The following is a 26,719-nucleotide window of genomic DNA, read 5'->3' as shown; positions in this document are numbered from 1 at the left end:
GAAATTTTATTGCAGCACCGAATATATTATTGTTTAAAGCAAAGGAGGCTGCACCTGCAAATGCACATTTTTCAGCATATCAGCGATGACTTGGACAAAGTACAAAAGCTAATACACAAAAATTTTTTTATTAAAACAAGTAATATTAAAGACTATGTTAGACAGGATTTCAATTACTTATATATTAATTTAAGGCCCGCCCTGGTACTCATTTGCCACCGTTTATTTTGTCCGGCCAATCGGCAGGCCGTTGCCTTGGCAGCCGTAATACAGTTTATTTATATGGCTTCCCAAGTGCATATTAAGCTAACGGAAGACGACTCCGGCCAAGAAAAAACGGTTGATATCCGTACCGGATACCAGTTTCCCGTACTGGTAGGCGATTACCTGTACGGCAAGTTTTTTACCACCCTGTGCGACGCCGGTATTGTGCATTACCTGAAAAACATGGCGGAGCTTATTTGTACAATTAATAAAAACGGGATCATGATATTGAGAAATCCGGATCTGGCGACTACCGATCCGCTGGCATATAACGAAGTTATCCGCGGCGAGTATGCAGAGCTGTTAGCCTGTGCCGCCTGCCTCGGTGCCGATTTAGCCGGTGCCGACAGCACCGCTAAGGATAAACTCTATCATTTGGGGCTTAATCTGGGCATGGCTTTCGGGCTGCTGTCAAGGGGCGCTTCAACACAACAAATAAGTGATTATACAACAAAAGCCCATCTTACATTAAAGCAGCTGCCATACAGCAAAGATAAAGAGAGCCTACGGGATTTACTTGGTTTAATCAGCGATGAAAATACTACGGCCAAACGCATGGTAGTGTAAGCAAGTACTACAGAAGTCAGTAAAATCGTTCAGCCAAAGCTGAACATCAGAGCTTATCGGCGCTTCAGATGGGGATGCTGCCCCACATGAGGTAAGAATAGTAACTTCCACTATAGTGGGAGTCCTGGAATTTGATATATATAAAGAAAGCGGGTGTATGGTTTGGCCTATCCCGATTTACGCGCTTTTATAGATAAACTGGACAAACAAGGGCTTTTAAAAAAAATTACGGCCGAAGTAGACGCCCACCTGGAAATAACCGAAATTACCGACCGGGTGAGCAAACAAAACGGTCCCGCACTGTTGTTTGAAAACGTCAAGGGCTATAACATGCCCGTTTTGACCAATGCTTTCGGCTCACTGTCCAGAATGCAACTGGCGCTTGAAGTAGACTCTCTGGACCAAATCGGCGACGAATTAACAAAAATAATTCAGCCGCCGGAGCTGCCCGCCACATTAATGGATAAATTAAGAACTTTACCCAAACTGGCTCAGCTAGCTTCATTTTTACCCAAACATGTGCGCACCGGTCCATGCAAAGAAGTAGTAATCAAAGATAAACCGTCTTTGGCCCAACTGCCGGTGCTGTACTGCTGGCCCGAAGACGGCGGACCGTTTATCACGCTGCCCCTGGTATTCACCAAAGACCCGGTGACAGGCCGCCGCAATGTAGGCATGTACCGGATGCAAGTTTTTGACCATCAGACCACGGGCATGCACTGGCATATCCATAAAGATGCCGCCGAGCACTATCGCAAGAAGGGCGGCCAAATGCCCGTAGCTATTGCCATCGGCGCCGATCCGGCCACCATTTACGCCGCCACCGCACCCATGCCGCACGGTATTGATGAAATACTGCTGGCCGGTTTTTTGCGCAAAGAACCGGTGGAATTGGTTAAGTGCGAAACAGTGGACCTTGAGGTACCGGCCAGAGCGGAAATTATTCTGGAAGGGTATGTTGACCCGGCGGAAACCAGACTGGAGGGGCCCTTCGGCGACCACACAGGGTACTATTCATTGGCGGATCAGTACCCCGTATTCCACCTGACCTGCGTCACTCAGCGCAAGAACCCGGTGTACCCCGCTACTATAGTCGGCCGGCCGCCTATGGAGGACGCCTACCTGGGCAAGGCTACCGAGCGTATATTTTTACCGCTGATGCGTATGCAGCTGCCCGAAGTAGTGGATATGAACATGCCGCCCGAAGGCGTTTTTCATAATTGCGTGCTCGTTTCCATCCGCAAAAACTACCCCGGCCAGGCTAAAAAGGTAATGTGCGCGCTGTGGGGCATGGGCCTGATGATGTTGGCCAAGCTGATCATTATAGTAGACGCGGATGTGGACGTACAAAATACCTCCGAAGTTATGTGGCGGGTATTTAACAATATCGACCCGCGCCGGGATGTGCTGATAGTGGACGGCCCGCTGGACGCTCTGGATCATTCATCCCCGCTGCCCCATTACGGTTCTAAAATGGGCGTCGACGCCACCGTTAAGACGGCGGCGGAAGGACACACGCGCCAGTGGCCCCCCGATATTGTGATGTCGCCCCGGATTAAGGAACTAGTGGATAGGAAGTGGCGGAGTTATGGCTTTGGCAATACCCAATAGAACCAAAGTTTTCTTGGATATGATTCGATTTGAGCACACCATATTTGCCCTACCCTTTGCTTACATGGGGACACTGCTGGTGGCTAAAAAATTACCCGCCGGCGTCGATTTGCTTTGGATAACTCTGGCAATGGTTGGCGCCCGTACCGCGGCCATGTCACTGAACCGAATTATTGACCGGCATATCGATGCCCTAAACCCTCGCACAGCCGGCCGCGCCCTGCCCAAAAGGATGCTGTCCGTGGGGGAAGTATGGGTTTATACAATACTATCCTTTGCTCTTTTGTTTTATGCCGCCTACCAGCTTTCGCCACTGGCTTTTCACCTGTTTCCGGCAGCCGTGGCAGCACTCTCATTTTATTCCTTTACCAAACGGTTTACCTGGACTTGTCATTTATGGTTGGGGTTAACTTTGGGTCTGGCCCCGCTGGGGGCTTGGATAGCCATAGCGGGTCAATTCCAAACCGCTCCGGTGCTGCTGGGCTTGGGTGTGCTATTTTGGGTCGCGGGTTTTGATATAATTTACGCCTGTGACGATTATCATTTCGACCAAGAATACGGCATCCATTCCATTCCGTCCCGGTTCGGAATCGCCAAATCGCTTAAAATATCCGCTGTTTTTCATATTATAGCACCACTACTGTTCCTGACAGTGGGAGTGCTGCTGCACCTTGGCGTGTTCTATTTGGCGGGACTTACCATAGCGGTATCCCTGCTCTTTTATCAGCATAAACTGGTTACCCCGGGCGATCTGACCCGGGCCGGGGTAGCTTTTTTCAATTTAAACGGCACACTTAGTGTAGTCATGTTTTGTTTTACACTGCTGGATATACTGGTGCCTGTACAGATATGGTAGCGTTTAATAATAGGGGGGATTACTCTGTCAAGCAGCTCCGCTTCCCTTACAGCCGTAGCCGCTAAAGTTGCCGCGGGCCAACGGCTTTCTGCCGAGGATGGCCTGGTGCTTTTCCAATCAAATGATTTACTGGCTATCGGCCAAATGGCCCATATGGTACGGTTGAGAAAAAACAGCCGCAAAACATATTTTATCGCCAACCGGCATATTAACCATACTAATATATGCGTCAACCGATGCCAGCTGTGTGCCTTCGGCCGTGATGCGAACGACGTATGCGCCTACGCCCTGACTCTGGATGAAATAGAAGCCAAAGCCCGATCTTGCGCCAATCTTAATCTATCTGAATTACACATCGTAGGCGGGCTAAACCCTGATTTAACTCTGGATTACTACTTGGAAATGATGCAGCGTTTGCGCCGGGCATTGCCCGGGGTTGTAATTCAATCACTCACTGCGGTAGAAATTGAATACCTGGCCCGGCAACACCACATGAGCTGCCGACAAGTGCTGGCTGCCTTAAAAGAGGCGGGCCTCGACTCGCTGCCGGGCGGTGGTGCGGAAGTATTCGCCCCTCGAGTGCGAAAAATTATCTGTTCCAATAAAATAGACGGCGACACCTGGCTGTCGGTACACCGGGCCGCTCACGAGCTGGGTATGCGCACTAATGCCACCATGCTGTACGGACACGTGGAAACAATTGAGGAAAGAGTGGATCACTTACTCCGCCTGCGAGAATTACAGGACCATACCGGTGGCTTTTTAACCTTCATTCCCCTGGCGTTTCACCCACGGAACACGTCTCTGGAATCCCTGGGGATGTCCGGCACAACCGGTTATGACGATCTAAAAGTATTGGCCATAGCCAGACTGCTGCTGGATAATTTTGACCATATCAAGTCCTTTTGGATTTATGTGGGAGCAAAATTGGCACAAATATCATTATCCTTTGGCGTGGACGACCTGGACGGCACTGTGGTGGAAGAAAAAATCGCCCACGACGCCGGTGCCGATACCGGACAGTCCATGACGAAAAATGAGTTGATACACCTGATAAAAAGCGCAGGCTTTAGACCAGTGCAGCGCGATACGCTTTACAATGTAGTGGAGGAGGGTTTTTAATGCCCGGAATACGCCTGGGACAGGTTGAATACATTAACTGCATACCGGTTTACCACGCCTTGGAGGAAGGTCTGCTGGTAAGCGATATAGAATTGGTCAAAGGACCGCCCAGTCACTTAAATAAAATGTTTTTAAAAGGAGAGCTGGATATTACCCCCATTTCTTCTATTGAATACGCCAGGCATGCCGACCAATGCATTATTTTGCCCAACCTGTCCATTAGTGCCGACGGTCGGGTGGAAAGTATTCTTCTCTTCAGTCACTTGCAGCCTACCGAACTGGAGGGCAAAACTATTGCCGTAACCACTTCCTCCGCCACCTCGGTGGTGCTGCTGCGCATATTATTTGAGCACTTTTACCATGTAGATGTGGAACTGATCAGCGCCGCCCCGGACCTAAACACTATGCTTTCCACAGCGAACGGGGCATTGCTCATTGGTGATGACGCCATGCAAGCCCACCAGCAAGTGCTTAGCGACCACCGGAAACTAATTGTCACCGACTTGGGCGAAGCCTGGAAGGAATTTACCGGACAGAAAATGGTTTACGCCGTGTGGGTGGCTCATACCGCCCTGGCCCGGACCGCACCGCATGTCATTGAACAAATGGCCGGTCTGCTTTACGAAGCAAAGCAGACCGGTTGGTCCCAAAGGAAAGCACTGATTGATAAAGCCCGGCAGCGTTCCGGATTACCATTTGAGGTAGTGGATAAATACCTGGATACCATCCACCATGAACTGGGCGAAGAAGAGCAAAAGGCACTGCTTACTTACTTCGATTACGCTTACAAAAGCGGCATTATTGAAGAACGCGTAAAGCTTAATATTTTTTAAACGAATGCCCGGGGCACCATTTCAATTAAACAGGCTGTATTGAGAACAACAATGCATCTAACGCTAAATATTAACAACAAGGCAGGTGACAAAGCATTAAATATTCGACAGAAGTACCCGAACTGCTGCAAAAAGCTTTGACCGGTGAGCGGCTGACCGCTTCGGAGGGCACTGTTTTGCTGGAAAAAGGTGAATTACTTGCACTTGGTCACGCGGCCAACGCCATCAGACAGCGGTTGCACCCGCAGCGAAGGGTCACCTATATCATAGACCGTAACATAAATTACACCAACATATGCGCCTGCCGGTGCCGCTTCTGCGCATTTTACCGCCAAGTCGGCGATACCGATGCTTATATAATGGACAAAAACACTCTGTATAAAAAAATTGAAGAAACTCTGGTCGTAGGCGGTACGGAATTGCTTATCCAGGGCGGCCTGCACCCGGATCTGCCGCTAAACTTTTATGTGGATATGCTTCGATCTATTAAAGCGCGGTTTCACATCCATAACCATTGCTTTTCTCCGCCGGAAATCGTTCACTTTTCACGCCGGTCGGGACTGTCCATTACGGAGGTGCTGGCCCGGCTAAAAGAGGCGGGACTGGATTCACTGCCCGGCGGCGGTGCCGAAATACTGGTGGACCGGGTGCGCCGGATCATCAGTCCCAACAAGATAGGCTGGCGGCTGTGGATGGATGTAATGGACGGCGCCCACCGCCTGGGGCTGAAAACTACCGCCACCATGATGTTCGGTCATGTGGAAACCGCCGCCGAGCGAGTTTTGCACATGGTGCGAGTGCGGGAACAGCAGGACGCCACCGGCGGCTTCACCGCCTTTATCCCTTGGAGCTTCCAACCCCGCAACACACAACTGGGAGGAACTGTCGCCGGGGGAGTGGAGTATCTGAAAACAATTGCCGTCGCCCGTATTATGCTGGATAACATACCCAACATCCAGGCTTCCTGGGTTACCCAGGGTGCTAAAATCGCTCAGCTGGCCCTGACCTTTGGAGCCAATGACTTTGGCAGCACTATGCTTGAGGAAAACGTGGTGCGAGCCGCCGGAGTCACTTACCGGGTACCCCTGGAAGAAATCCACCGGTGCATCGCCGACGCCGGTTTCATGCCTGCTCAACGCCGCACCGATTACACCATTATTAAAGAATTCGATTAAAGAATTCGCCCACCCCCGGTCTCGCCCATATGTGCCGGTTAACCGCTTGGATCTATATCATTAGTCAAGAAAACATCTATCCCCGTGCCTTGAACAGCGGCACGGGATTGTTATTTATTCCGCAATCAAAACAATGCCACTTACTGAAATAATTATTACTATTTGCTATATTTTATGATAAAATAATTCTAAACAGAGTGAATGTTCATTCATTAGTAACAATTAAGGAGGAGTTAAATGAGTACGGCGAATTTTCTTAAAGAAATAAATAGCTTACTCCCTCTTTTTAAACCCGAATCTATCGCTATTATCGGAGCGTCCAGCAATCCGGCCAAGCCCAGCGGCCAGCCGTTAGTCTCCTTAACCCGCTGCGGTTTTAAGGGACGAGTATACCCGGTGAACCCCAATTATCATACTTTACTGAACTTACCCTGCTACCCTTCATTAAAGGACATCCCGGATCAAGTGGATCTGTGTATTATCGCGGTACCCGCTCGCATGACTATGTCCGCTCTTGAGGAATGTGCGGCCAAAGATGTCAGGGGAGTAATTATATTCACCTCGGGATTTGCCGAAGTAGGCTCCGGAGGTGCGGCCATCCAGCGGCAGATGACCACGCTGGCCCGTGAAACCGGCATGCGCATATGCGGTCCCAACTGCATGGGCATTTTCAGCGCCCAAAACGCACTGATGGCTAATTTCGCGGTTACCGACCTGCCCGATAAAGTGCTGGTACCCGATTATTTGGGCTTTATCAGCCAAAGCGGCGGCTTTGGGGTGGCTATTTACGAACTGATCAAAGAGAAGGGCTACGGTTTCAGCCATTTTGTAAGCACCGGCAATGAAGCAGATTTAGAGTTTTCCCATTACCTGGGCTATATGGCTACCGATGACCATACCCGTGTAATCGGCGGCTACCTGGAGGGCGTTAAGGACGGACAAAAATTTTTACAGGCCGCAGACATGGCCCTTGCCAACAGCAAACCCATCATGCTTATGAAAGCAGGCCGCTATCCCGCAGCGGCCCGGGCTGCCGCTTCACACACCGGCGCGCTGGTGGGCTCCGAGAAAGTATACAACGCTGTGTTTAGACAAAAGGGCATTATCCGGGTAGAAAACCTGGAGGAATTTCAAACGATGCTCTCCGTAATGCACAATAATAAAATACCTCGGGGCAAGCGAACAGCCATACTGGCCACTTCGGGCGGCAGCGGAGTTATGCTGGCGGACAAATGTGCTCATTACGGACTGGAAGTTGTGCCCCTGCAAGATAAAACCAGGTCGGCCCTGGCAGCTCTTTTGCCCGACTTTGCTTCCACCGCCAACCCCGTAGACATCACCTCGGCCATCATGACCCAGCCCGGGCTTTTGGAGCAGTGCGCTCAAATCGTAATCAGTGACCCGAATGTGGATATGATGATCGTGGCCTACTGGACCGAGTTCGGCGACCGAAGCAATCTGGATCAAATGATCCGGGTGGGACGCCGCACCGACAAACCCGTTTTCAACCTGTCCTGGGGCCCGGAAAAGGCGGTACAGGATGCCTTGCAGTATATGAACAGTCAGTTGACCCCCGCAGCCCGGGAAGTTGATTTCATTATCAAGGGTCTGGCCACACTGGCGAATTACCACCATTTCGTACAATCCCGCAAGAAAAGCAAATCAGCCGGACCGATAATACCGGAGGAGTCCAAGAATAAGGCAGCCGCCATACTGGATAATCTATCGCCCGGCGCCAAGTTGTCCGAGTACACCACCAAACAAGTACTGCGGGCTTACGGTATACCAACCACCACGGAACAGCTGGTTACCACGGCAGAAGAAGCCGTAACCGCAGCCGGAGCCATCGGCTACCCGGTAGTAATGAAAATAGAGTCACCCGACATACTGCACAAAACCGATGCCGGAGGAGTGCTGCTGGATATCAACACCCCCATTGAAGTGCGCAGCAGTTTCCGTAAATTAATGGATAATGCCGGGAACTATAATCCCAGCGCCGATATTAAAGGCGTACTGGTGCAGCAGATGCTGCCTTGCGGTACGGAAATGATTGTAGGTATTGGCAACGACAACATATTTGGCTCCACAGTACTGGTCGGGCTGGGGGGTATATTCGTGGAAGCGCTGGAAGATATCGCCCTTAGAGTGGTCCCCGTTTCATCACTGGACGCCGTAGAAATGCTTAGCGAACTGAAAGGTCGGCGTGTACTCGACGGCCTGCGCGGCCAGCCTCCCGCCGATAAAAAAGCACTGGTGGAAATTATTCAGCGAACAGCATGCCTGGCCCGGGATTTCCCCGGCATCGCCGAACTAGATATTAACCCGCTCATTGTTTTTCCTGAAGGTCAAGGCGCCTGTGCAGCTGACGCGCTAATAGTAATGAAGTAAAAGACCGCGCTGCAGCGTTCAACGATAAACGTAAGCCGGCATATGAGATATTCGCATAATAAATATTCCATGAGATATAATATCAACCTGTTGAATATTAAAATATAAAAGTGTTTTGTAGTATTAAATACTATAGAACGCTTTTTTGTTATGACATATTTTTCAACAATCATTGTTATTGCCTGCTTCTTTTGGTATTCTAAAATCGAAGACATTAACTGCAAAGATAATATTAATTACAACCATGATGCGGTACAACTGGTGCACACAAAACAGAGGTTAGTATGACAAACAAACTAAAACCGGGGCAATTACTGGTAATCAGCTACGCTTTGGTCGACCTGATAGGCACATTATTACTTATGCTGCCGGTATCATACACGCAACCGGGGACCGCCGATCTGCTGCAAGCCTGGTTTACCGCCACCTCCGCGCTTACCGTAACCGGGCTGACGGTAGTTACCACCGCCGGTCACTGGACTATGTTCGGACATATGGTACTGCTGGTGCTAATGCAAATCGGCGGACTGGGGCTCATGGTTCTGGCCACCATCACATTAACCATGCTGGGACTGCGTATTCATTTGGGCCATCGTATGCTGATTGCCCAGGACCGCAATTATTTTAATATATCGGGAGTAGTACGCCTGGCGCGCAGCATCATTTTACTAACCCTGTTGCTGGAGGGCATAGGCGCGATATTATTAGGCTTTCTTATTCCCAGCGTATGGAATAACGGTCTAATTGAAGGACTGCTGTTCACAGCCTTTCACGCGGTAAGCGCGTTTAACGGTGCAGGCTTTGACTTAACCGGGCAAAGCATGGAACCCTTCCGCTATCACTTGGGCGTCAACCTGGTAATTATGACACTGATTATTCTGGGCAGCCTTGGTTACGTTGTTTTACAAGAACTGCTTTCAGTGCGCAATTGGCGCAGACTCAGCTTGCACAGCCGCATGGTATTACTGGTCACCGGCGCCATTACTCTGGCAGGCAGCGTTTTTTATTTAGCTGCTGAATATCAGCATACTCTTGCGAATGTACCTTTGGAAGATAAAATAATAACCAGTCTATTTCAAACAATAACCCGCACAGCCGGCTTTACTACCGTTCCGCTGTCGTCCTGGGGTGAACCATTTATTTTTTTAATGATTATCATGATGTTCATCGGGGCCAGTCCGGGTTCCGTGGGCGGAGGAGTCAAGACCACCACCTTTGGCACGACCGTTTTAGCTGCCTGGTCTATTGTCCGAGGCAAAAAAGCAGTGGTGCTCTTTGAAAGAGAAATTGCTCCGGAAAGCGTCACCAAAGCATTTACTGTAATAGTCATGGCCGGTATGCTGATTGCAGTCAGCACACTGCTGCTCATGGTTGTGGAAGATCTGCCGTTTATGCCGGTACTGTTTGAAGTAGTTTCCGCAATGGCAACGGTTGGCCTATCTATGGGCATTACATCCCAATTGTCTCCTTTTGGCTTGCTGTTAATCGGGCTTCTAATGTTTGTAGGCCGCATAGGTGTTTTAACTATAATAATCGTGCTGGCCGGCACAGAGAAACAACGTTTCCGGTATATGAAAGAGGATATTATTATCGGCTAGTACGTTAAAATTAAAAAGAAAAAAATTAAATTCAAATTCAGGCAGGTGCATTCAGTACCGTGAAAAAATCCGTCTTGGTTATTGGAGTGGGCCGTTTTGGTCGGGGTGTCATTGAGGGACTTTATGACAGAGGACATGACATTTTCGCCATTGACCAAAACGAAGAAAATTTGGATGATGTACGAAATATGATTGTTTCAGGTGCAATTTTCGATGTAGGAGATAATGATGATGAGTTGGTAAAAATTGTTGGTGAAAAGAATTTTGATGAGGCGGTGGTGGCTATGGGTACAGATTTCGAAGGCGCCTTAATTGCCACCAGCATTTTAAAAGATGCAGGAGTTAAGGTATCTGTAAAAGCGCCTAATCAAAGGAGAGGGGTTGTATTAGAAAAGATGGGGGCCGACCGGGTCGTATTTCCCGAGCGGGATATGGGCCGCCGTCTGGCCCACGTTATATCCACTGAAGCGGAAATCGACATGCTGGAATTACCCCGGGGATTTGTAGTAGAACAATTGGAAGTGGGACCGGGTTTTACAGATAAAACACTTGAAAAGCTTAACACTTCCAACCGATTCGGCATGTGGATTTTAATCGTATATCAGGGTAATGAACCGGTTCAGCCCACGGCGGCCACCCGACTTAATAAAGGCGACATCATGGTCGTCTTCGGCCGGAAAACCAAACTGCATAAATTTGAAGATGCTAACTTCGGCAATAAAAAGAGATAAAGGGCAAAAGGTGACACGATAGTTTTAAATAACATTGTTTAACCTTATTAGCTTCGATAATTCCACAAGTCATATTCAAGCGAAGCAGCATAACGCTGCACTACCGGCATAAACGGTATTTAAGATTTAGAAAAGGAGAGAGCGCCTTTGTCCAGTATATTAATTAACAACGCTCTGATCATCACAATGAACCCTGATCGGCAGGTACTGCAAGGCAGCCTGCTGGTGGAGAACGACCGCATTGCCTGCATTGGAAACGGCTGCCGTACCGCTGACCGAGTGATTGACGCGCGAGGGCAAGTGATTATTCCCGGATTGATCCAAACCCATGTACACCTCTGTCAAACAATTTTCAGGGGCCAGGCTGATGACATACCGCTGATGGACTGGCTGCAAACCCGCATTTGGCCTCTTGAAGGGGCCCATGACCCCGCATCCATATATTACTCGGCTTTATTGGGCATCGGCGAGTTATTTCGGGGCGGCACCACCTCCATTATAGACATGGAAACTGTACACCATACCGAATCCGCCTTTCAGGCTATTTTAGATGCAGGCATTCGGGCTGTCAGCGGCAAATGTATGATGGACCGCGGACCGGAAGGGATCGGCAGCTTGCTGGAAAAAACCGATACTTCAATACAACAAAGCGTTGACCTGCTGGAAAAATGGCATGGCGCGGGCGAAGGAAGATTGCTTTACGCATTTAACCCCCGTTTTGCCATTTCCTGCAGTGAGGCCATGCTGGTTCAGATCCGCGATTTAGCCTGCCAATACAACGTAGCAGTACATACCCACGCCTCGGAAAACCGCGACGAAATCGCTATTGTGCAGGCTGAGCGAGGAATGCGCAATATTGTCTATTTTGATCATCTTGGCCTGACGGGCAACAATTTAATTCTTGCTCACTGCATCTGGCTGGACAACGCAGAGATGGAAATACTGCGCCGCAGCGGCACCAGAGTGGTACACTGTCCCTCCTCCAACCTTAAATTGGGTTCGGGAATAGCCATGATACCCCAAATGCTGGACCTGGGGATACACGTATCTATAGGGGCCGACGGTGCTCCCTGCAACAATAATCTGGATCAGTTCGTGGAAATGCGTACCGCAGCCTTAATCCAAAAACCACTGCACGGCCCCACAGCCATGCCTGCCCGGCAAACATTCGAGCTGGCTACACTGGGAGGAGCTTCGGCAATGGGTTTGGAACAGCAAATCGGTTCGCTGGAAGCAGGCAATAAAGCCGATCTGGCCATGGTCAACTTAAACAATCTGCATTGTGCACCGCTGAACGAAACCGACATATACAGTCAACTGGTTTACCAGGCCAGGAGCAGCGATATTACACTGACTATGGTGGACGGGCAAATTGTGTATGAAAATGGACGGCTAGCCACCATAGACGAGGCTAACGTGATGGTACAGTGCCAAAACGCCATTAAACGGGTGCGCAAGCGGATTGGAATTTAACAATTAAGGAATCCCGAAATAACTCCGTGCGCCGCACTCCCCTTGCGTCACAAGTTCCGCTGCCATATAATGTTTAAGACAGTAATATCGGGAGGTTCTATATGTCTGTAAATAACCACACATACTTATTAAGGCAAATACCCGCGGTGGACGAAGTGTTTAAAGACCCCGCCATAGCCGACTTAACCTCGTCAACACCGCGACCGCTGGTGCTAAAAGCGATCAGGGACAGCATTAGCCAATTGAGAAAAGAACTTGCGGCAGGCCGGCTGCTGATTCAACAAGAACAACAGGCCCGTGATTTTCTCATGTCCATCATTGTAAAAAATTCAGTCTATCGGGCCCACTCCCAAAAACGCTCCAATCTTCGCCGGGTGCTCAATGCCACCGGAGTGGTACTGCATACCAATTTGGGGCGTTCCGTGCTTGGGGAAAGTGCTCGGCAAGCTATTATAAATGCCGCTTCGGGTTATTCCAACCTGGAGCTGGATCTGGCCACCGGCAAACGGGGGTCGCGCTACGCCCCGGTGGAACAATTGCTTACCCAACTGACCGGAGCCGAAGCGGCGCTGGTAGTGAATAATAACGCTGCCGCCGTATTGCTGGCTCTCAGCACCCTGGCCCGGGGGCAAGAAGTTATTGTTTCCCGGGGACAGCTGGTGGAAATAGGAGGTTCTTTTCGCATACCCGAAGTAATGGCCCAAAGCGGTGCCCGCCTGGTGGAAGTCGGCGCCACAAACAAAACATATGTTACCGATTACCAGAAAGCCATCACTTCCCAAACCGCATTATTATTACAAGTACATACAAGCAATTACCGTATTATAGGCTTTACCAGGGAAACATCCACTGCCGAGCTGGTTGGACTGGGCCGGATCACCCAACTGCCGGTTATGTGCGATTTGGGCAGCGGATCACTGGTTGACCTGTCCGGCCGCGGGCTGCCTGCGGAACCCACCGTACAACAGGTGGTCAAGGACGGTGCCGATGTGGTCACCTTTTCCGGGGACAAGCTGCTGGGCGGACCCCAGGCGGGCATTATCGTGGGCAAAAAAGAATACCTGGACCGCATGAAAAAAAACCCGCTGACCAGAGCGGTACGTATCGATAAGTTTACCGTATCCGCCCTGGAAGCCACCCTGCGGGAATACATTGATCCGCAAACACTGTGGCAGCACATCCCCACCCTGGATATGCTCACCGCAGACAATAATTTACTTCGGCAAAAAGCACAAACTTTAAGTGAAGAACTGAACGCCACAGCCGGTGCGGAGGCTTTTTTTACTCCGGTTCAAACACCCTCTGCGGTGGGGGGGGGAGCGCTGCCTACCGCCGACTTACCCTCATGGGCAGTGGAAGTGGCCCCCCGGAACATGACGGTTGATGAATTGGCCGGTATACTGCGGGAGTCCGAGCCCGCGGTAATCGGCAGACTGCAGGATGAGAAACTGCTTCTGGACATGCGCGCCATTTTACCCGGCGAGGAAAGCGCCTTGGTGCAAGTACTGTCCGGCGTGCTCAAGGAAGGTGCTCCCTCGTGAAACATATTATTATTGGTACGGCTGGCCACGTGGATCACGGCAAAACAGTGCTCATCAAAGCACTGACGGGTGTGGACACCGACCGGCTCAAGGAAGAAAAAGAGCGCGGCATTTCCATAGAATTGGGTTTTGCCTATCTTAAGCTGGCCGGCGGTCAAACCGCAGGCATTATTGATGTGCCCGGTCACGAAAGATTTATTAAGAACATGCTGGCAGGGGTAGGCGGTATAGATATTGTTTTATTGGTCATCGCCGCCGACGAAGGAGTCATGCCCCAGACCAGGGAACATATGGACATTATCCAACTCCTCGATATCAAACGAGGTGTGGTGGTGATTACCAAAAAAGATCTGGTAGACACAGAATGGCTGGACATGGTCACCGAAGATATCCACGATTTTTTAGAAGGCACCGTACTGGAGCAGGCGCCGCTCATTAACGTATCCGCCGTCAACGGCGAAGGCATTGGCGAACTGCTGCGCGAGATTAATCAACTGGCCGCCGATATAAAAGAAAGGTCATCTACCGGACCGCCGCGCTTGCCTGTGGACCGCGTATTTACAGTTACCGGCTTTGGCACCGTGGCCACGGGCACACTGCTTACCGGTCAAATAAACACCGGAGACAGCCTGCAAATTTACCCGGCCGGCGAAGTGTACCGGGTACGCAATGTCCAGGTGCACGGGCACAGGATGAATACAGCCGAAGCCGGCCAGCGAGTGGCTATTAACTTATCCGGACTGGAAACCGGCGAACTTAAACGCGGCCAAGTACTGGCAGTACCGGGCAGCCTTAAGCCATCCCACCGGCTGGATGTTAAATTGCGCTTTTTACCGAGCGCTCCCAGACCTTTAAAGCACCGGGCCAGGGTACGGGTATACCTGGGCACTGCTGAAATATTAGCCCGGGTGATCTTGCTGGATCGCGAGGAGCTGGAACCGGGCGCTCAGGCTTACATACAGTTACAGTTAGAGGAACCGGCAGTGGCGGCCAGGGGAGACCACCTGGTGATTCGTTCCTATTCGCCTATGCGCACCATCGGCGGCGGACTTGTCGTTGATCCCACCGCCGTCAAACACAAGCGTTACCGGGACGAGCTTATCAAAGCACTGGCTACCGCGGAAAAGGGTACCCCTGCCGAACTACTGGAGCAATTCCTAACGGCAAGCGCCCGTTTATGCACACCGGCCGATTTATGCGCGGGAACAAACCTGGCTGCGGATATAACAGGCAGAGCACTGCAGGAACTGCTGGACCATGGACAAGCTGTAGAGTTGGTCTACGAAGGAGAAAAAGCTTACATACCACCCCGGATACTGGCCGGATGGGAAGATAAAATAAAACAAGCTCTGCTGGATTACCATCAGAAATTCCCCTTGCGGGAAGGATATCCCAAGGAGGAACTGCGCTCCCGTTTATTCACCGCCCAGAACAATAAGCAGTTTCAAATGCTGCTGGTGCACCTGGAACAAAAAGGCAGTATTGATTTACGAGCCAATAGCGTGGCCGTCCGCGGATTCAACCCGCAACCCAGTCCCGCCCAGAGTACGGGAATCAAACAGCTGGAAAAAATTTATCTGGCTGCTCCGTATCAACCTCCGGGTTGGGATGAAGCAACACGGGAAGCAGGGATAAACAAGAATGACATGGAGCTGCTAAATTACCTGCTGACACAAGGTACGCTGGTAAAAATAGCGGAGGGCTTGTTCTTCCACCACCGTGCCCTGGCGGAAGCCGTGGAGCTAATAAAAGACCACCTGGCCCAAAAAGGAGAGTTATCACTGGGCGAGGTACGGGATCTACTGCAAACCTCCCGTAAATACGCGCTGCCGCTGCTGGAGTATCTGGATCGTGAAAAAATTACCCGGCGGGTAGGGGATAAGCGTGTGGCCGGAAGATCATTGTCCGGAGAGAAAAACAATGGATAACCGGCATTCAGACGGGGATTTCACCCCACCTGAAATAAAAATAGGAACGCCCACTTACAGAAGTGGGCGTCTCGGAATTGACAGATGATCGGTAATGAAGACAGCCTTATATATTGCCTTGACAAGGAGTGGTTATAGTGTCTGTTCTGTCCGGCATTATTCAACAAGAAATAACTTCAGGCGGTCCCATCACCTTTGCCCGGTTCATGGAGCAGGCCCTTTATCACCCCGAACTGGGCTACTATACATCGCCGGGTACTAAAATCGGGCGAGCCGGTGACTTTTACACAGCGCCCGGCGTCAGCCCGCTGTTTGGCGCCATGCTGGCCCGTCGGCTTTACCAAATGTGGGATTCGAACGGCCGGCCGGACCGGTGGGTAGTGGCCGAGTACGGTCCGGGTACCGGCATTCTGCCCAGAGACATTACCACCGCTATACACCGGAATTACCCCGATTTACACGCAGCGCTAGAATATTATTTAATAGAAATCAGCAGCACGCTAAAAGAATTGCAGCAAAAAACACTGTCCGAACCCATTCCGGGTGATAACCGACCAGGGGTGGAAATTAATAAATTCCACTGGATAAGCAAACTAACGGAAATTAACCCGGGATATATAGAAAACGGCTGCATATTGGCCAACGAACTGGTGGACGCCTTTCCGGTGCACCTGGTCGAGCAAAACGACAGCGGCCTGGCGGAACTGTACGTAAGTCTATGTGACAATGACCACAGCTTATTTGAATTGGCTGCGGGACCTCCATCAACTGCAAAATTAGCCGAATACTTCAATATGCAAAACATACGGCTGGAAAACGGCCAGCGAGCCGAAGTCAACCTGCAGGCCCACAATTGGCTCACTGAAATAGCCGGCCACTTAAAGCAAGGCTATCTATTAACCATTGACTACGGTGCAACATCCCGGGAGCTTTACTCTGAACACCGTTTTAACGGTACTCTGCGCTGTTTCCACAAGCACCATCTGGCTGACAATCCCTTGATCAATATCGGTCGGCAGGATATAACCGCTCACGTTAATTTTTCCACTTTGATCACCTGGGGCCATCAACTGGGACTGCAGAAAATAGAACTTACCAGTCAACCGCAATTTTTATTAAATCTGGGCATTTTAGATGCCCTGCAAAAACAACCGGACTACACACCCAATCCGGAGCTTGCCAAAGTAACGTCCGCCATTAAACAGCTGGTTTTACCCGGCGGCATGGGTGATATTTTCAAAGTACTTGTTCAAGTTAAAAGCCTCTAGTAAAGGAGGTGTACCAGTGGAATTTAAACACTTTCGCGCCGGACAGCCTCCTCTGGAAGTGCACATGCTTGCAACACGCACCGCTTCGGGCCTGATCATCCAACTGCTGGGCGGCGATAAGCCGCATATCGGCGCCACCGTAATCACCCATCCCCGGCCGAGTTTAACCGAACCAGGAAAAGTAAGCTGCAACTCTATTGTTATCCCTGAGCTGGGACATAAAGAGGATGAACTTGCTAAGCCACTGGCGGAAAAAGTAGCCATCAATTATAACTGCCCGGTAGTGGTAGTAGCGGGCATCCATGTGGAACATGCAACAGACGTGCAAATTAAACAAATTAAGAACCTTTGTGAACAGCTGGTCAATAAACTCATTGCCAGTTGCCCATTATAATAATTTCATATGCACTGCGATTTCCTTAAAATTCATCATCATCTGTATTTAACGCCGCATCGGCGGGTACAATATGGGCAGGAGGTGATGAACTCTTGTCCAAAATATTTAGCTCATCCGATGCAAGTTTAAGTTCAAGCGATTCCAAGGGCGGATGCGGCAGTGTCAAATCGCAGGAATCATTAAAATCTAAATCCTCTGAAGAAGAATCAATGGAGAATTCGCCATCGGAGAAAAGTTGTTCAGAAGACCTGTAAATGTTACCATTCTGCCCGACATCAGGGCAGAAACCACTACATGATTTTTACAAACATAAAATGCAGTCTAAATGTTTGACGGGGCCTTGGGCCCCGTTTTTTCTATTTATAAAACAACATATAGACGCCCAAAATAAATTAATATACAATAATAAAAAAGTGCCGCTAAAAACCTGCTTTTTGGAGGTGAACGTATGCATGTGCTGGCCATGATTCTGGCCGTGCTGTTTTTTATTGTAGGTCTGGCCGGTTCATTATTGCCAATAATACCGGGGGCTGTATTAATATGGGTGGGTATGCTGATTTACGGCTTCCTAACAAAATTCGCCGCCTTAAATACCGTTTTTTTTATCGGGCAAGCCCTGGCAGCAGCTTTAGTATACGCCACGGATTACTTGGCCGGGGTTTATGGCGTCAAAAGATACGGCGGTTCCAGGTATGCCGTGTACGGCAGTGTCGTCGGCACCTTGGTGGGCATTATTTTTCTGGGACCTGCGGGCATTATTTTTGGACCCTTTGCAGGGGCCGTAGGCGGGGAGCTGCTGAATCAACGGCCGTTAAATAACGCGCTCCGGTCCGGTGTGGGCACGCTGCTGGGCCTGTTGGGCGGAGCTATAGTAAAGCTGGCTATCCAAATAACCATGATTATCTGGTTTTTCTGGGCCGTTTACTCCCATGGCTAATAAAGTTTCAACCAAATATTTTACAAAGGGCTATCCGACAACCGAGGGCAATTTGTTATGGCATCCACTGCCAGCCTGTCACAACGATTGTTGTACTCGTTGTCAGCATGGCCCTTTACCCACACCCACCGCAACTGGTGACCTTCGGCCAGCTGCAATAATCGCTTCCACAAATCCACATTTTTCGCCGGCTCCTTGTCGTTGCGCATCCAACCTTTGGCCCGCCACTTGGTAACCCACCCCTTGGTCATAGCGTCTATCACATATTTACTGTCCGAATATACCGTTACCCGGCAAGGTTCCTTCAAACATTCCAAACCCTTGATAACAGCCATTAATTCCATGCGATTGTTTGTGGTATTTTCATACGCGCCGGCCAACTCTTTTTCATGACCGCCATACTTTAAGACAGCGCCATAGCCCCCCGGCCCGGGATTACCACTGCAAGCCCCGTCCGTATATATATCAACTTCTTTCACTTGATCACCTACTTTAATTTAAGATTACTTCACATTGCCCAAAACAACTCTAAAACTGCATGCTGGTAATTTTATCACGTCTGTTATATATTGACAATATCTTTGTGCACCTGTTTTGCCTATTGTCGCTAATTCCCATCGCCTCTTCAACCGGCGGCCGAGTCACCATCCGCAGTGTCCGGCACCCGAACGCTCAACCGCAGAATATCGCAACAGAGATGACTCGTCAAATCTTGAGAGTAGCAGTCACCTTGCAATATTAATCAATGTAATATATTATAATGAAAACTTTCACTTTCAGAGGAGGTCTTACTAAATGTATAAAAAGATTTTAGTTCCCTTGGACGGCTCGCATCGTTCTATAGCAGCAGCGGAGCACGCCATGCAAATTGCAGCCGGTTTTGGAGCACAGGTAACTTTTCTTCATGTCGTTCCCAACCTGACTAATTTTGTGAGCAGCCATCAAGTTCAGGCAGCCATAGATTTCAACCAGCTAGCAGAAGAGTTTGCAGCCAACGGCGAAACAATACTTGATGATGCCCGGAAAGAATTCACCGATCGCGGAGTCATTATAGATAAAAAACTTTTGTGGGGCCATCCCTCTCAGGAAATTATTCAAGAGGCCAAAGACGGGCAATACGATTTAATTGTCGTAGGCAGCCGTGGTTTAGGCGAAATTAAAGGCTACGTAATGGGCAGCGTAAGCAACCGGATCACCAAGCATGCCCCATGCCCGGTGTTGGTTGTCAGATAAACCGAATTTAACGCGGAATACATACATTATCCCGGCGCCTTACAGCAGCCATGAATCTGCCGTATCTATGATTGTACTACAGGTTTTCCTTGTATTGATTAAGGTAGAAAGCGTATTTAGTTTATTAGAGTTGTTTTTAGGACTTAGATCTCATCTTTGACACTTATGTGGAGACAAAAAGCCTATATCCCTTGGTAATAAAGGGTCATAGGCTTTTTTCATATTCTATAAAAATGAGTAATGTTTTATTTCTTAGTGAAATTAAAAATTCTTTTTAGCTCTTTTGTATTTACGATCTCGTAGTCTGTTCGAAATCCAAAATGGCTATGCAAAGCATCCGTGATATTGGTGCGTTTATACGTAGGAACAACCCCTTCTCCAGGGATCTTGTAGAAATTCATATCCCGTATCGTTGTTAAAATCTCTTTACATGTGAATTCGCCCCCCAGTTTCTTTTCCAGCATTCGATAGAGGATCAACGACAGGAAACAGGTCATAAAGTGAGCCGTAATCCGGTCGTCTCGGCTCAGATAAACAGGTCTGGCTTTAAATTCACTCTTAATGATGCGAAAGCATTCTTCAATCTCCCATCGTCCCTTGTTCACCTTAACGATATCAGAAATAGAATCTTCTAAATTGGTACAAACCGCATAGAAGCCATCATATTGCGCCTCCTCATTGATCACATCTTGATTGATGCTGAGCAACTCTTTTTCAGCAAGCTCACCATCAGGAGTGCAAAAACTCTTTTGAATAAACCTCCGGTAATCATTAGCATTACACTTTTTTAGTTTGGCTGGGTTTTTCTCCATGATTTTACGGGCGCGTTCAATCTGATTGCTGCGTATGATCTCCTGATAATTTTTATATTTTAAAGAAAAGGTCACAATCAACCTTTGTTCAAGATCACCCTCCTTGAGCCAGCGTTCTTTATAGAAAACCATAGATTCCAGCGTTTTTTTCTCCTCTTCTGAGGTCGTGTCGCTTTGAAACCGCTGAATGACTTCCGTTAGATTGTAAGAGGTTTTCGTCTTATCGTGCGAAGACGTTTCACTCTTGTGTTTATTAAGGCTCCAGTCTGCCGGATCGAGCGCCCACTCTTTCAAAAATTGCTTCAACTTCTTGATCGACTGGGTGGTGATAAAAGCTCGCTCTTGGATGTCGTTAAACTTCCGGTTGGCGGTACTGGCAAGACCGGCATCAGTACAGACAACAAATTGAGAGAGTTTAAAATTGGCAAGGATTTTCCGTTCTAAAGGTTTCAGGGTCACCTGCTCATTGGTATTTCCGGGATGAATACAGAAAGCCAAAGGAACACCATCACCATCCATAAACAATCCCATTTCCACAAGGGGATTCGGACGGTTCTCCTTGCCTTTGCCATACTGTTTTAAGCCCTCAGCCTGTTCAATTTCAAAGAAGAAGTTAGTGCAGTCATAGAACAAAACCGCTGTGTTGCGCTTGCAAGCGTTAAGGCTGTTTTTATATACCTGAGCTTGGATGAAATCACTCTCCTTGGCTAAAATCTCCAATGCACGATATACATGCTGCAGCTCAAGGCGCGGTTGCTCAAGAAAGTTCCGCACCAGTTCCTTGGTAGCAAGCTTTGAGCCGGGAAAGAGGATGCGGCCATAAAGGAGCGAGGCAAGAATCGTATTTAAATCAAAGGTGATTTTGTATTTTTTCTGAAGGACAGCACAAATTTTATGTAGACCCAAACTGTGATACAGACTTTGCAAGAACAAATAGCCGCCATTGAATGAAGCCTGGCGATCTTTAGCGATAACTTTTGTAGGGGAAAACTCAACTATAACTTTGCGTTGAGATTCTTTTTCTTGACGATTAAGTTCATCGATATAAGCCTTAGCCCATTCGTAGGGATCACGACCGTTTAATTTTTTACGGAGCTCCTTTTCCGTGCCAAGTTTTTCAACGATTTTAGTGGAGCGCACCCCCTTTTCATAGACGGACTTAATCACATAAAAAGAGGTGGCGTTTTTTGATTTGGATAAAGATAATCGCATACCTTAAAAACCCCCAATCCTTTGTATTGTAACACAATACCAAACATTACGCAATAGTAAACCAGGAAATTTGACAAAAAAATAAGCCTATTTCAAGGCTTCCAGCGTTTTTTTGACCATGCAACTGTCAAAGACCCGATTGTACTACAGGTTTTCCTTGTATTGATTAAGGTAGAAAGCGTATTTAGTTTATTAGAGTTGTTTTTAGGACTTAGATATATTAAAATACAATAGTACTGCGCAAGGTTAGTTTTCGGCCCTACCAGGCCGGAATTTTTATTTTTTAAACACCGCATAAAATCCTGGAGGTGTGAATAAATGGCAATACAGGAAGTGCGGGTAAAAACCATGCCCCACCTGGAGGATATCAAAGGTAAGCACTTGCTGCACGAGATTCAAAACACCCTGCACATCACAAGCATTACCGGGCTGGTTACCGCCAAGGTTTACCGCCTGGAGGGCATCAGTGCCTTGCAAGCCGATTTTTTAGCCCGCCACTTGCTGGCTGAAGAAGTGTTTCAGATTTATACGATCAACGAGGCAGTTATTAAAGATGCCGATAAGCTATTGGAAGTGTCCTATAAACCCGGCGTAATGAACCCGGAGACCGGCTCCATTGTAAAGGCGGCCGCAGATTTAGGCATTACCGGACTCATAGCGGCCGATTCCAGTTATGAATATGGGTTCTACGGCACTTTATCAAATGCCGATACCGAACACATATTAACCAGATTACTGGTTAATGAAACAGTGGAGAGAGTGGTCACGGAAAAACCGGCCACCCTTATACTTAAGGGCCGTCCCGGCAGCACCCGGGTAATTCCCGTCAGACAGATGGATAATAAAGCACTGCTGGAGCTGAGCCGGGATAACTTATTTTTAAACCTTGAAGAAATGCGGGCCATTAAGAATTATTTTGCCGACCTGGACCGTGACCCTACAGACTGCGAAATTGAAACCCTGGCCCAAACCTGGTCGGAACACTGCGTGCATAAGACGTTCAAGGCCACTATTATGGTAGAAGGCCGGGCCAAAAAACCGCTCTACCAGAGGTTGCGGGAATCTACCGACCAGGCAGCCCACCCGTTGGTGCTATCCGCCTTCGAGGATAATTCAGGCGTAATCGAATTTTACGACGGCCTGGCCCTGTGCGGCAAGGTGGAAACGCACAACTCCCCGTCGGCCATCGAGCCCTACGGCGGGGCTATGACAGGCAGCGGCGGGGTTTTCCGGGATATTATGGGCACCGGTAAAGGCGCCAAGGTGGTTGCTTCCACGGACATGTTCTGCTTTGCACCGCCGGACCTGCCCACCGCCGATGTGCCACCGGGCTGTCTACACCCCCATTATTTGCTGCGCCGGGTGGTAGATGGGGTACGGGATTACGGTAACCGCATGGGCATACCCACTAATAACGGTTCAATACATTTCCACCGTGATTTCAGAGCCAAGCCCACCATTATCGTAGGCGCCTACGGTATCATGCCGGCCGCCGACGCCGGCAAGGGACAGGCGGTAAGCGGTGATCTGGCTGTGATTGTGGGGGGACGCACCGGACGGGACGGCATCCACGGGGCTACCTTTTCCAGCGGTGAAATGACCCACCGCACTATGGATGTCAATGCCAGCGCGGTGCAGATAGGCCATGCCATTGAAGAAAAGCGCATGAGCGACGCCCTTTTGCGTGCCCGGGATGAAAAACTTATCCGGGCTATCACCGACTGCGGTGCAGGCGGCTTCGCCTCGGCCTTCGGGGAAATGGGTGAAGAAACAGGGGTACGCATTCTCCTGGACCGGGCACCTCTAAAATACCAGGGGCTGGCACCATGGGAAATCTGGCTGTCCGAAAGTCAGGAAAGAATGGCCCTGGCAGTGGACCCGGCCCACATGGAACGCCTGGCGGACATCTGCCGGGAGCACAATGTCGAAGTCACCGTTATCGGCGAGTTTACCGCCACCGGCCAGCTTGAGGTTTTCTATCACGATAAGCCGGTGTGTAATCTGGGTATGGAGTTTTTACACCACGGCATCCCCGATCGAACTATGACCGCCGTGCCCCGTAAGATCACGGCGGAAACTTGCGAGCCTGACTTACCCTGTGCCTGGGAGCAATTATGCACTAAAGTAATGCAGCATCTCAACGTATGTTCCAAAGAGCCCATTGTACGCATGTATGATCACGGTGTACAGGGCAGCAGTGCATTGCCTCCATTCGCCGGGGTAGAGGGAAACGCTCCCAATGACGCCGTGATCATAGCCCCTGTGCCCGGGCATAAATACGGAGCTGTTATCGCCCACGGCCTAAACCCGGTGCTGAACACCATTGACCCCTACGCCGGAAGCCTTTGGGCTGCCGCAGAGGCGGTGGCCAACGCAGTGGCCTCGGGTGCCAACCCGAATGAACTGGTTTTAATAGACAACTTTATCTGGCCCTACCCGGACGAAGAGTCTTTATATGACCTGGACCGGGCCGTGGATGCCTGTGTGGATTTTGTCAAAGCCACAGGCATGCCCTTTATCTCGGGCAAGGACAGTCTTAGCAGCACCTATCGCGCCCCGGACGGCTCGGTGCTTAAGATACCGCCCGTACTCTGCATATCCTGTTTCGGGCGGATAGCGGACGTCACCCAAACAATATCCACCGATTTCAAGCGCCCCGGCAATATTATCGCCCTGGTGGGTCAGCGTAAAGTCAGCCAAATGGGCGGCTCTGCGTACTTTGACGTTACGGCTGCCACATCGACCCGGGTGCCGCAAATAGATCTGGCGCAGTTCACCACAACTTTGCACGGTCTGCACCGGACTATTAAAAACGGCGCGATACTGGCCTGCCATGACATTAGCGAAGGCGGTCTGCTGGCCGCCCTGGCCGAAATGTGTCTGGGCGGAGGCTTGGGCGCTGAAGTAAATGTACCGGCCCAAGAACGGACGGATTACTTCCTGTTCAACGAAACAGCGGGCTGCTTTGTGGTGGAACTGGCTGACCAAGCCCAAATTGATGAGCTATTGGCTGACGTGCCCCATATCATACTGGGCCGCACCACAGCCAATCAAAATATTTCGGTCACCCGGGATAACAACAGCATTTTTAACCTTGCCACCGCCAAACTGTTGCAAGCCTGGCAGAAACCCATGCGGGAGGTGTTCGGCGGATGTTAAATACTTGTCAGCCCAAGGAGTCAATTGTCCGTGGTGTCAAACCGCGGGTATGCATATTGCATACCGACGGCACCAACTGCGACCAGGAAACAGCTTATGCTTTCAGCAAGGCCGGTGGGGATTGCCGGCTGATACACGTCAACCAGCTTAGATGCGGTGCGGAAAAGTTGAGCGACTACCAGATACTGGCTGTGCCCGGGGGATTTTCTTACGGCGACGATATCCATTCAGGTAAGGTGTTATCTGTAGAAATGGCCTCTTTCTTAAGCGACAGACTGAGACGGTTTGTGGACGACGGCAAACTGGTGCTGGGCATTTGCAATGGCTTTCAGGTGCTGGTGCGCACCGGGCTTTTACCCTGGAGCGAGCTGGGCAGCATCAAGGCCACGCTGATGCAAAACGACAGCGGCCATTTTGAATGCCGCTGGACCAACCTTCTGGTCGAGCAAAACCACTGCGTATTCACCCGGGGTCTGGCGGGCACCGTAGTGCAGTACCAAGCAGCTCACGGTGAAGGCAAATTTTTTACCGATGAGATAACTTTGCAAAAAATAGAACAGGCGGGGCAGGTAGTGTTTCGTTACGCCGGCACCGCCTGTGGGCAACCCACACAGGATTATCCGCAAAACCCCAACGGCTCGCTGCACGCCATCGGCGGCATATGCGATCAGACCGGACGAATACTGGGATTGATGCCGCACCCGGAAAGGTTTGTGGAAACGTTCCACCACCCCAACTGGCGACGGGCCTCTTTAGGTGAACCCCACGGTCTGCCTTTATTTCGCAACGCCGTGGCCTATGCCGCGCAAACCGGTGCCGGATACTAACCCCGGCCATAAAAGCACGCTTATAGATTCCCTGGCGTTATCAACGCCGGACTGAGATACCATTGTTGGTTCGGTGCTGTTTGTGTCATTAGCGACGTACGGTACCAAAGACGTTTCGTTTCGAAATACCGGACCGCAATTATTCCGCCCGGACATATACCAGTTTAAAGGCAGGAGATTAATTTGCTTTTTCGCAAAGCTAAAATTTCGGATATTGAATCCATCCATCAACTGATTACTCACTTTGCCGAACGAAATCTGATGCTGGCCCGTTCCCGTTCCTCTTTGTATGAAAGTTTGCGGGAGTTTATCGTTGCCGATGTAGGCGGACGCATTGTGGGAGCAGGTTCACTGCATATTATTTGGGATGATTTAGCTGAAATACGCTCCCTGGCTGTAGAGGAACCATACCAGCATCAACAAGTCGGTCGCGGTCTGCTAGATGCCTTTCTTGCCGAGGCCGTGGACATCGAAATACCCAGAGTATTTGCCCTTACCTACCAGGCCCCCTTTTTTGTCAAGTGCGGCTTTAAACTAATTGACAAAGAAGAGCTGCCCCAGAAGGTTTGGAAAGAATGCATCAACTGCCCCAAATTCCCTAATTGTGACGAAGTAGCAGTAATTAAAACACTTGATATTTAAACTAAATAACCTTATATAGAAAGACCCCCGCTTATTACACGGGGGTCTTTCTATATTCACACCGTCAAAAAAATTAACACCATCCCTGTATATCAAGAGCTTTACCGGGTGATATTGAAATAATAGATAAGCATATCAACAAAAA

At 49.6% G+C, this 26,719-nt stretch carries 21 protein-coding genes; 19 read left to right on the top strand and 2 right to left on the bottom strand.

Going from position 1 to position 26,719, the window contains the following annotated elements; genetic code table 11:
* Positions 1 to 60 precede the first annotated feature (60 nt).
* The 15 genes from ABDB91_RS08140 (at position 61) to ABDB91_RS08070 (ending at position 18,689) form a co-directional block, all read left to right on the top strand.
* Entirely contained in the window at positions 61 to 831 is a 771-nt protein-coding gene (locus tag ABDB91_RS08140; RefSeq protein WP_347491102.1) for a polyprenyl synthetase family protein, read from the top strand.
* A gap of 162 nt (positions 832 to 993) precedes the next feature.
* Positions 994 to 2,442 carry a menaquinone biosynthesis decarboxylase gene (locus tag ABDB91_RS08135; RefSeq protein WP_347491101.1) on the top strand — a complete coding sequence of 483 codons (1,449 nt, stop codon included), beginning with the start codon at positions 994 to 996 and terminating at the stop codon, positions 2,440 to 2,442.
* Entirely contained in the window at positions 2,420 to 3,298 is an 879-nt protein-coding gene (locus ABDB91_RS08130) for a UbiA-like polyprenyltransferase (protein ID WP_347491100.1), read from the top strand. Before ABDB91_RS08135 ends, ABDB91_RS08130 begins: the two co-directional genes overlap by 23 nt.
* A 24-nt stretch (positions 3,299 to 3,322) precedes the next feature.
* The gene (gene mqnE / locus ABDB91_RS08125) at positions 3,323 to 4,420 is read left to right on the top strand and encodes an aminofutalosine synthase MqnE (RefSeq protein ID WP_347491563.1); all 1,098 of its coding nucleotides are present in this window, start codon (positions 3,323 to 3,325) and stop codon (positions 4,418 to 4,420) included.
* Positions 4,420 to 5,253, top strand: coding sequence for a menaquinone biosynthesis protein (locus ABDB91_RS08120; protein WP_347491099.1), 834 nt, complete (start codon positions 4,420 to 4,422; stop codon positions 5,251 to 5,253). The genes mqnE and ABDB91_RS08120 overlap by 1 nt, the downstream gene beginning before the upstream one ends.
* 95 nt (positions 5,254 to 5,348) lie before the next feature.
* Positions 5,349 to 6,428, top strand: coding sequence for a cyclic dehypoxanthinyl futalosine synthase (gene mqnC, locus ABDB91_RS08115; protein ID WP_347491562.1), 1,080 nt, complete (start codon positions 5,349 to 5,351; stop codon positions 6,426 to 6,428).
* Positions 6,429 to 6,665: 237 nt separating this feature from the next.
* A complete protein-coding gene (locus tag ABDB91_RS08110; protein ID WP_347491098.1) occupies positions 6,666 to 8,816 on the top strand; it encodes an acetate--CoA ligase family protein in 2,151 nt (716 codons plus the stop codon).
* A 284-nt stretch (positions 8,817 to 9,100) separates the two neighbouring features.
* Entirely contained in the window at positions 9,101 to 10,414 is a 1,314-nt protein-coding gene (locus ABDB91_RS08105; RefSeq protein ID WP_347491097.1) for a potassium transporter TrkG, read from the top strand.
* Between the two features lie 59 nt (positions 10,415 to 10,473).
* The gene (locus ABDB91_RS08100; protein ID WP_347491096.1) at positions 10,474 to 11,145 is read left to right on the top strand and encodes a TrkA family potassium uptake protein; all 672 of its coding nucleotides are present in this window, start codon (positions 10,474 to 10,476) and stop codon (positions 11,143 to 11,145) included.
* Between the two features lie 147 nt (positions 11,146 to 11,292).
* Positions 11,293 to 12,618 (top strand): 5'-deoxyadenosine deaminase, encoded by a 1,326-nt coding sequence (locus ABDB91_RS08095; protein WP_347491095.1) that lies wholly within the window; start codon positions 11,293 to 11,295, stop codon positions 12,616 to 12,618.
* Between the two features lie 101 nt (positions 12,619 to 12,719).
* A complete protein-coding gene (selA, locus tag ABDB91_RS08090) occupies positions 12,720 to 14,159 on the top strand; it encodes an L-seryl-tRNA(Sec) selenium transferase (protein ID WP_347491094.1) in 1,440 nt (479 codons plus the stop codon).
* The gene (selB, locus tag ABDB91_RS08085) at positions 14,156 to 16,087 is read left to right on the top strand and encodes a selenocysteine-specific translation elongation factor (protein ID WP_347491093.1); all 1,932 of its coding nucleotides are present in this window, start codon (positions 14,156 to 14,158) and stop codon (positions 16,085 to 16,087) included. The genes selA and selB overlap by 4 nt, the downstream gene beginning before the upstream one ends.
* 137 nt (positions 16,088 to 16,224) lie before the next feature.
* Complete coding sequence (locus ABDB91_RS08080; protein WP_347491092.1) at positions 16,225 to 17,355, top strand: SAM-dependent methyltransferase; 1,131 nt, start codon at positions 16,225 to 16,227, stop codon at positions 17,353 to 17,355.
* 16 nt (positions 17,356 to 17,371) lie between these two features.
* Positions 17,372 to 17,749: a hypothetical protein gene (locus ABDB91_RS08075; protein WP_347491091.1), complete on the top strand. Its 378-nt coding sequence runs from the start codon at positions 17,372 to 17,374 to the stop codon at positions 17,747 to 17,749.
* 451 nt (positions 17,750 to 18,200) lie between these two features.
* Positions 18,201 to 18,689, top strand: coding sequence for a DUF456 family protein (locus tag ABDB91_RS08070; protein ID WP_347491090.1), 489 nt, complete (start codon positions 18,201 to 18,203; stop codon positions 18,687 to 18,689).
* A 20-nt stretch (positions 18,690 to 18,709) separates the two neighbouring features.
* On the opposite strand, the gene rnhA is transcribed toward ABDB91_RS08070, so the two are convergent.
* Complete coding sequence (rnhA, locus tag ABDB91_RS08065) at positions 18,710 to 19,168, bottom strand: ribonuclease HI (RefSeq protein ID WP_347491089.1); 459 nt, start codon at positions 19,166 to 19,168, stop codon at positions 18,710 to 18,712.
* A 316-nt stretch (positions 19,169 to 19,484) separates the two neighbouring features.
* Between rnhA and ABDB91_RS08060 the strand changes: the two genes are divergently transcribed.
* Positions 19,485 to 19,922, top strand: a complete 438-nt coding sequence (locus ABDB91_RS08060) for a universal stress protein (RefSeq protein ID WP_347491088.1) — start codon at positions 19,485 to 19,487, stop codon at positions 19,920 to 19,922.
* Positions 19,923 to 20,167: 245 nt separating this feature from the next.
* Here ABDB91_RS08060 and ABDB91_RS08055 read toward each other — a convergent pair whose 3' ends face one another.
* On the bottom strand, positions 20,168 to 21,946 hold the full coding sequence (locus ABDB91_RS08055; RefSeq protein WP_347488947.1) for an IS1634 family transposase: 1,779 nt from the start codon (positions 21,944 to 21,946) through the stop codon (positions 20,168 to 20,170).
* Between the two features lie 318 nt (positions 21,947 to 22,264).
* Here ABDB91_RS08055 and purL point away from each other — a divergent pair, with 318 nt between their 5' ends.
* From purL to ABDB91_RS08040, 3 genes are all read left to right on the top strand, one after another.
* The gene (purL, locus tag ABDB91_RS08050) at positions 22,265 to 25,105 is read left to right on the top strand and encodes a phosphoribosylformylglycinamidine synthase subunit PurL (protein ID WP_347491087.1); all 2,841 of its coding nucleotides are present in this window, start codon (positions 22,265 to 22,267) and stop codon (positions 25,103 to 25,105) included.
* Positions 25,099 to 25,932 (top strand): phosphoribosylformylglycinamidine synthase I, encoded by an 834-nt coding sequence (purQ, locus tag ABDB91_RS08045; RefSeq protein WP_347491086.1) that lies wholly within the window; start codon positions 25,099 to 25,101, stop codon positions 25,930 to 25,932. Before purL ends, purQ begins: the two co-directional genes overlap by 7 nt.
* Positions 25,933 to 26,115: 183 nt before the next feature.
* Positions 26,116 to 26,574 (top strand): N-acetyltransferase, encoded by a 459-nt coding sequence (locus tag ABDB91_RS08040; RefSeq protein WP_347491085.1) that lies wholly within the window; start codon positions 26,116 to 26,118, stop codon positions 26,572 to 26,574.
* The last annotated feature ends 145 nt before the right edge of the window (positions 26,575 to 26,719 follow it).

The organism is Desulfoscipio sp. XC116, from assembly GCF_039851975.1.
GTDB lineage: Bacteria > Bacillota > Desulfotomaculia > Desulfotomaculales > Desulfallaceae > Sporotomaculum.
The sequence above is the reverse complement of the archived record's forward strand: the minus strand, read 5'-3'. Positions and strand labels throughout refer to the sequence as shown.

Bases quoted from the DNA above. Each gene is read 5' to 3' on its own strand.
- ABDB91_RS08140 (WP_347491102.1), top strand. From the start codon at position 61: ATGCACATTTTTCAGCATATCAGCGATGACTTGGACAAAGTACAAAAG.
- ABDB91_RS08130 (WP_347491100.1), top strand. From the start codon at position 2,420: ATGGCTTTGGCAATACCCAATAGAACCAAAGTTTTCTTGGATATGATT.
- ABDB91_RS08120 (WP_347491099.1), top strand. From the start codon at position 4,420: ATGCCCGGAATACGCCTGGGACAGGTTGAATACATTAACTGCATACCG.
- ABDB91_RS08110 (WP_347491098.1), top strand. From the start codon at position 6,666: ATGAGTACGGCGAATTTTCTTAAAGAAATAAATAGCTTACTCCCTCTT.
- ABDB91_RS08105 (WP_347491097.1), top strand. From the start codon at position 9,101: ATGACAAACAAACTAAAACCGGGGCAATTACTGGTAATCAGCTACGCT.
- selA (WP_347491094.1), top strand. From the start codon at position 12,720: ATGTCTGTAAATAACCACACATACTTATTAAGGCAAATACCCGCGGTG.
- ABDB91_RS08070 (WP_347491090.1), top strand. From the start codon at position 18,201: ATGCATGTGCTGGCCATGATTCTGGCCGTGCTGTTTTTTATTGTAGGT.
- ABDB91_RS08060 (WP_347491088.1), top strand. From the start codon at position 19,485: ATGTATAAAAAGATTTTAGTTCCCTTGGACGGCTCGCATCGTTCTATA.
- ABDB91_RS08055 (WP_347488947.1), bottom strand. From the start codon at position 21,946: ATGCGATTATCTTTATCCAAATCAAAAAACGCCACCTCTTTTTATGTG.
- purL (WP_347491087.1), top strand. From the start codon at position 22,265: ATGGCAATACAGGAAGTGCGGGTAAAAACCATGCCCCACCTGGAGGAT.
- purQ (WP_347491086.1), top strand. From the start codon at position 25,099: ATGTTAAATACTTGTCAGCCCAAGGAGTCAATTGTCCGTGGTGTCAAA.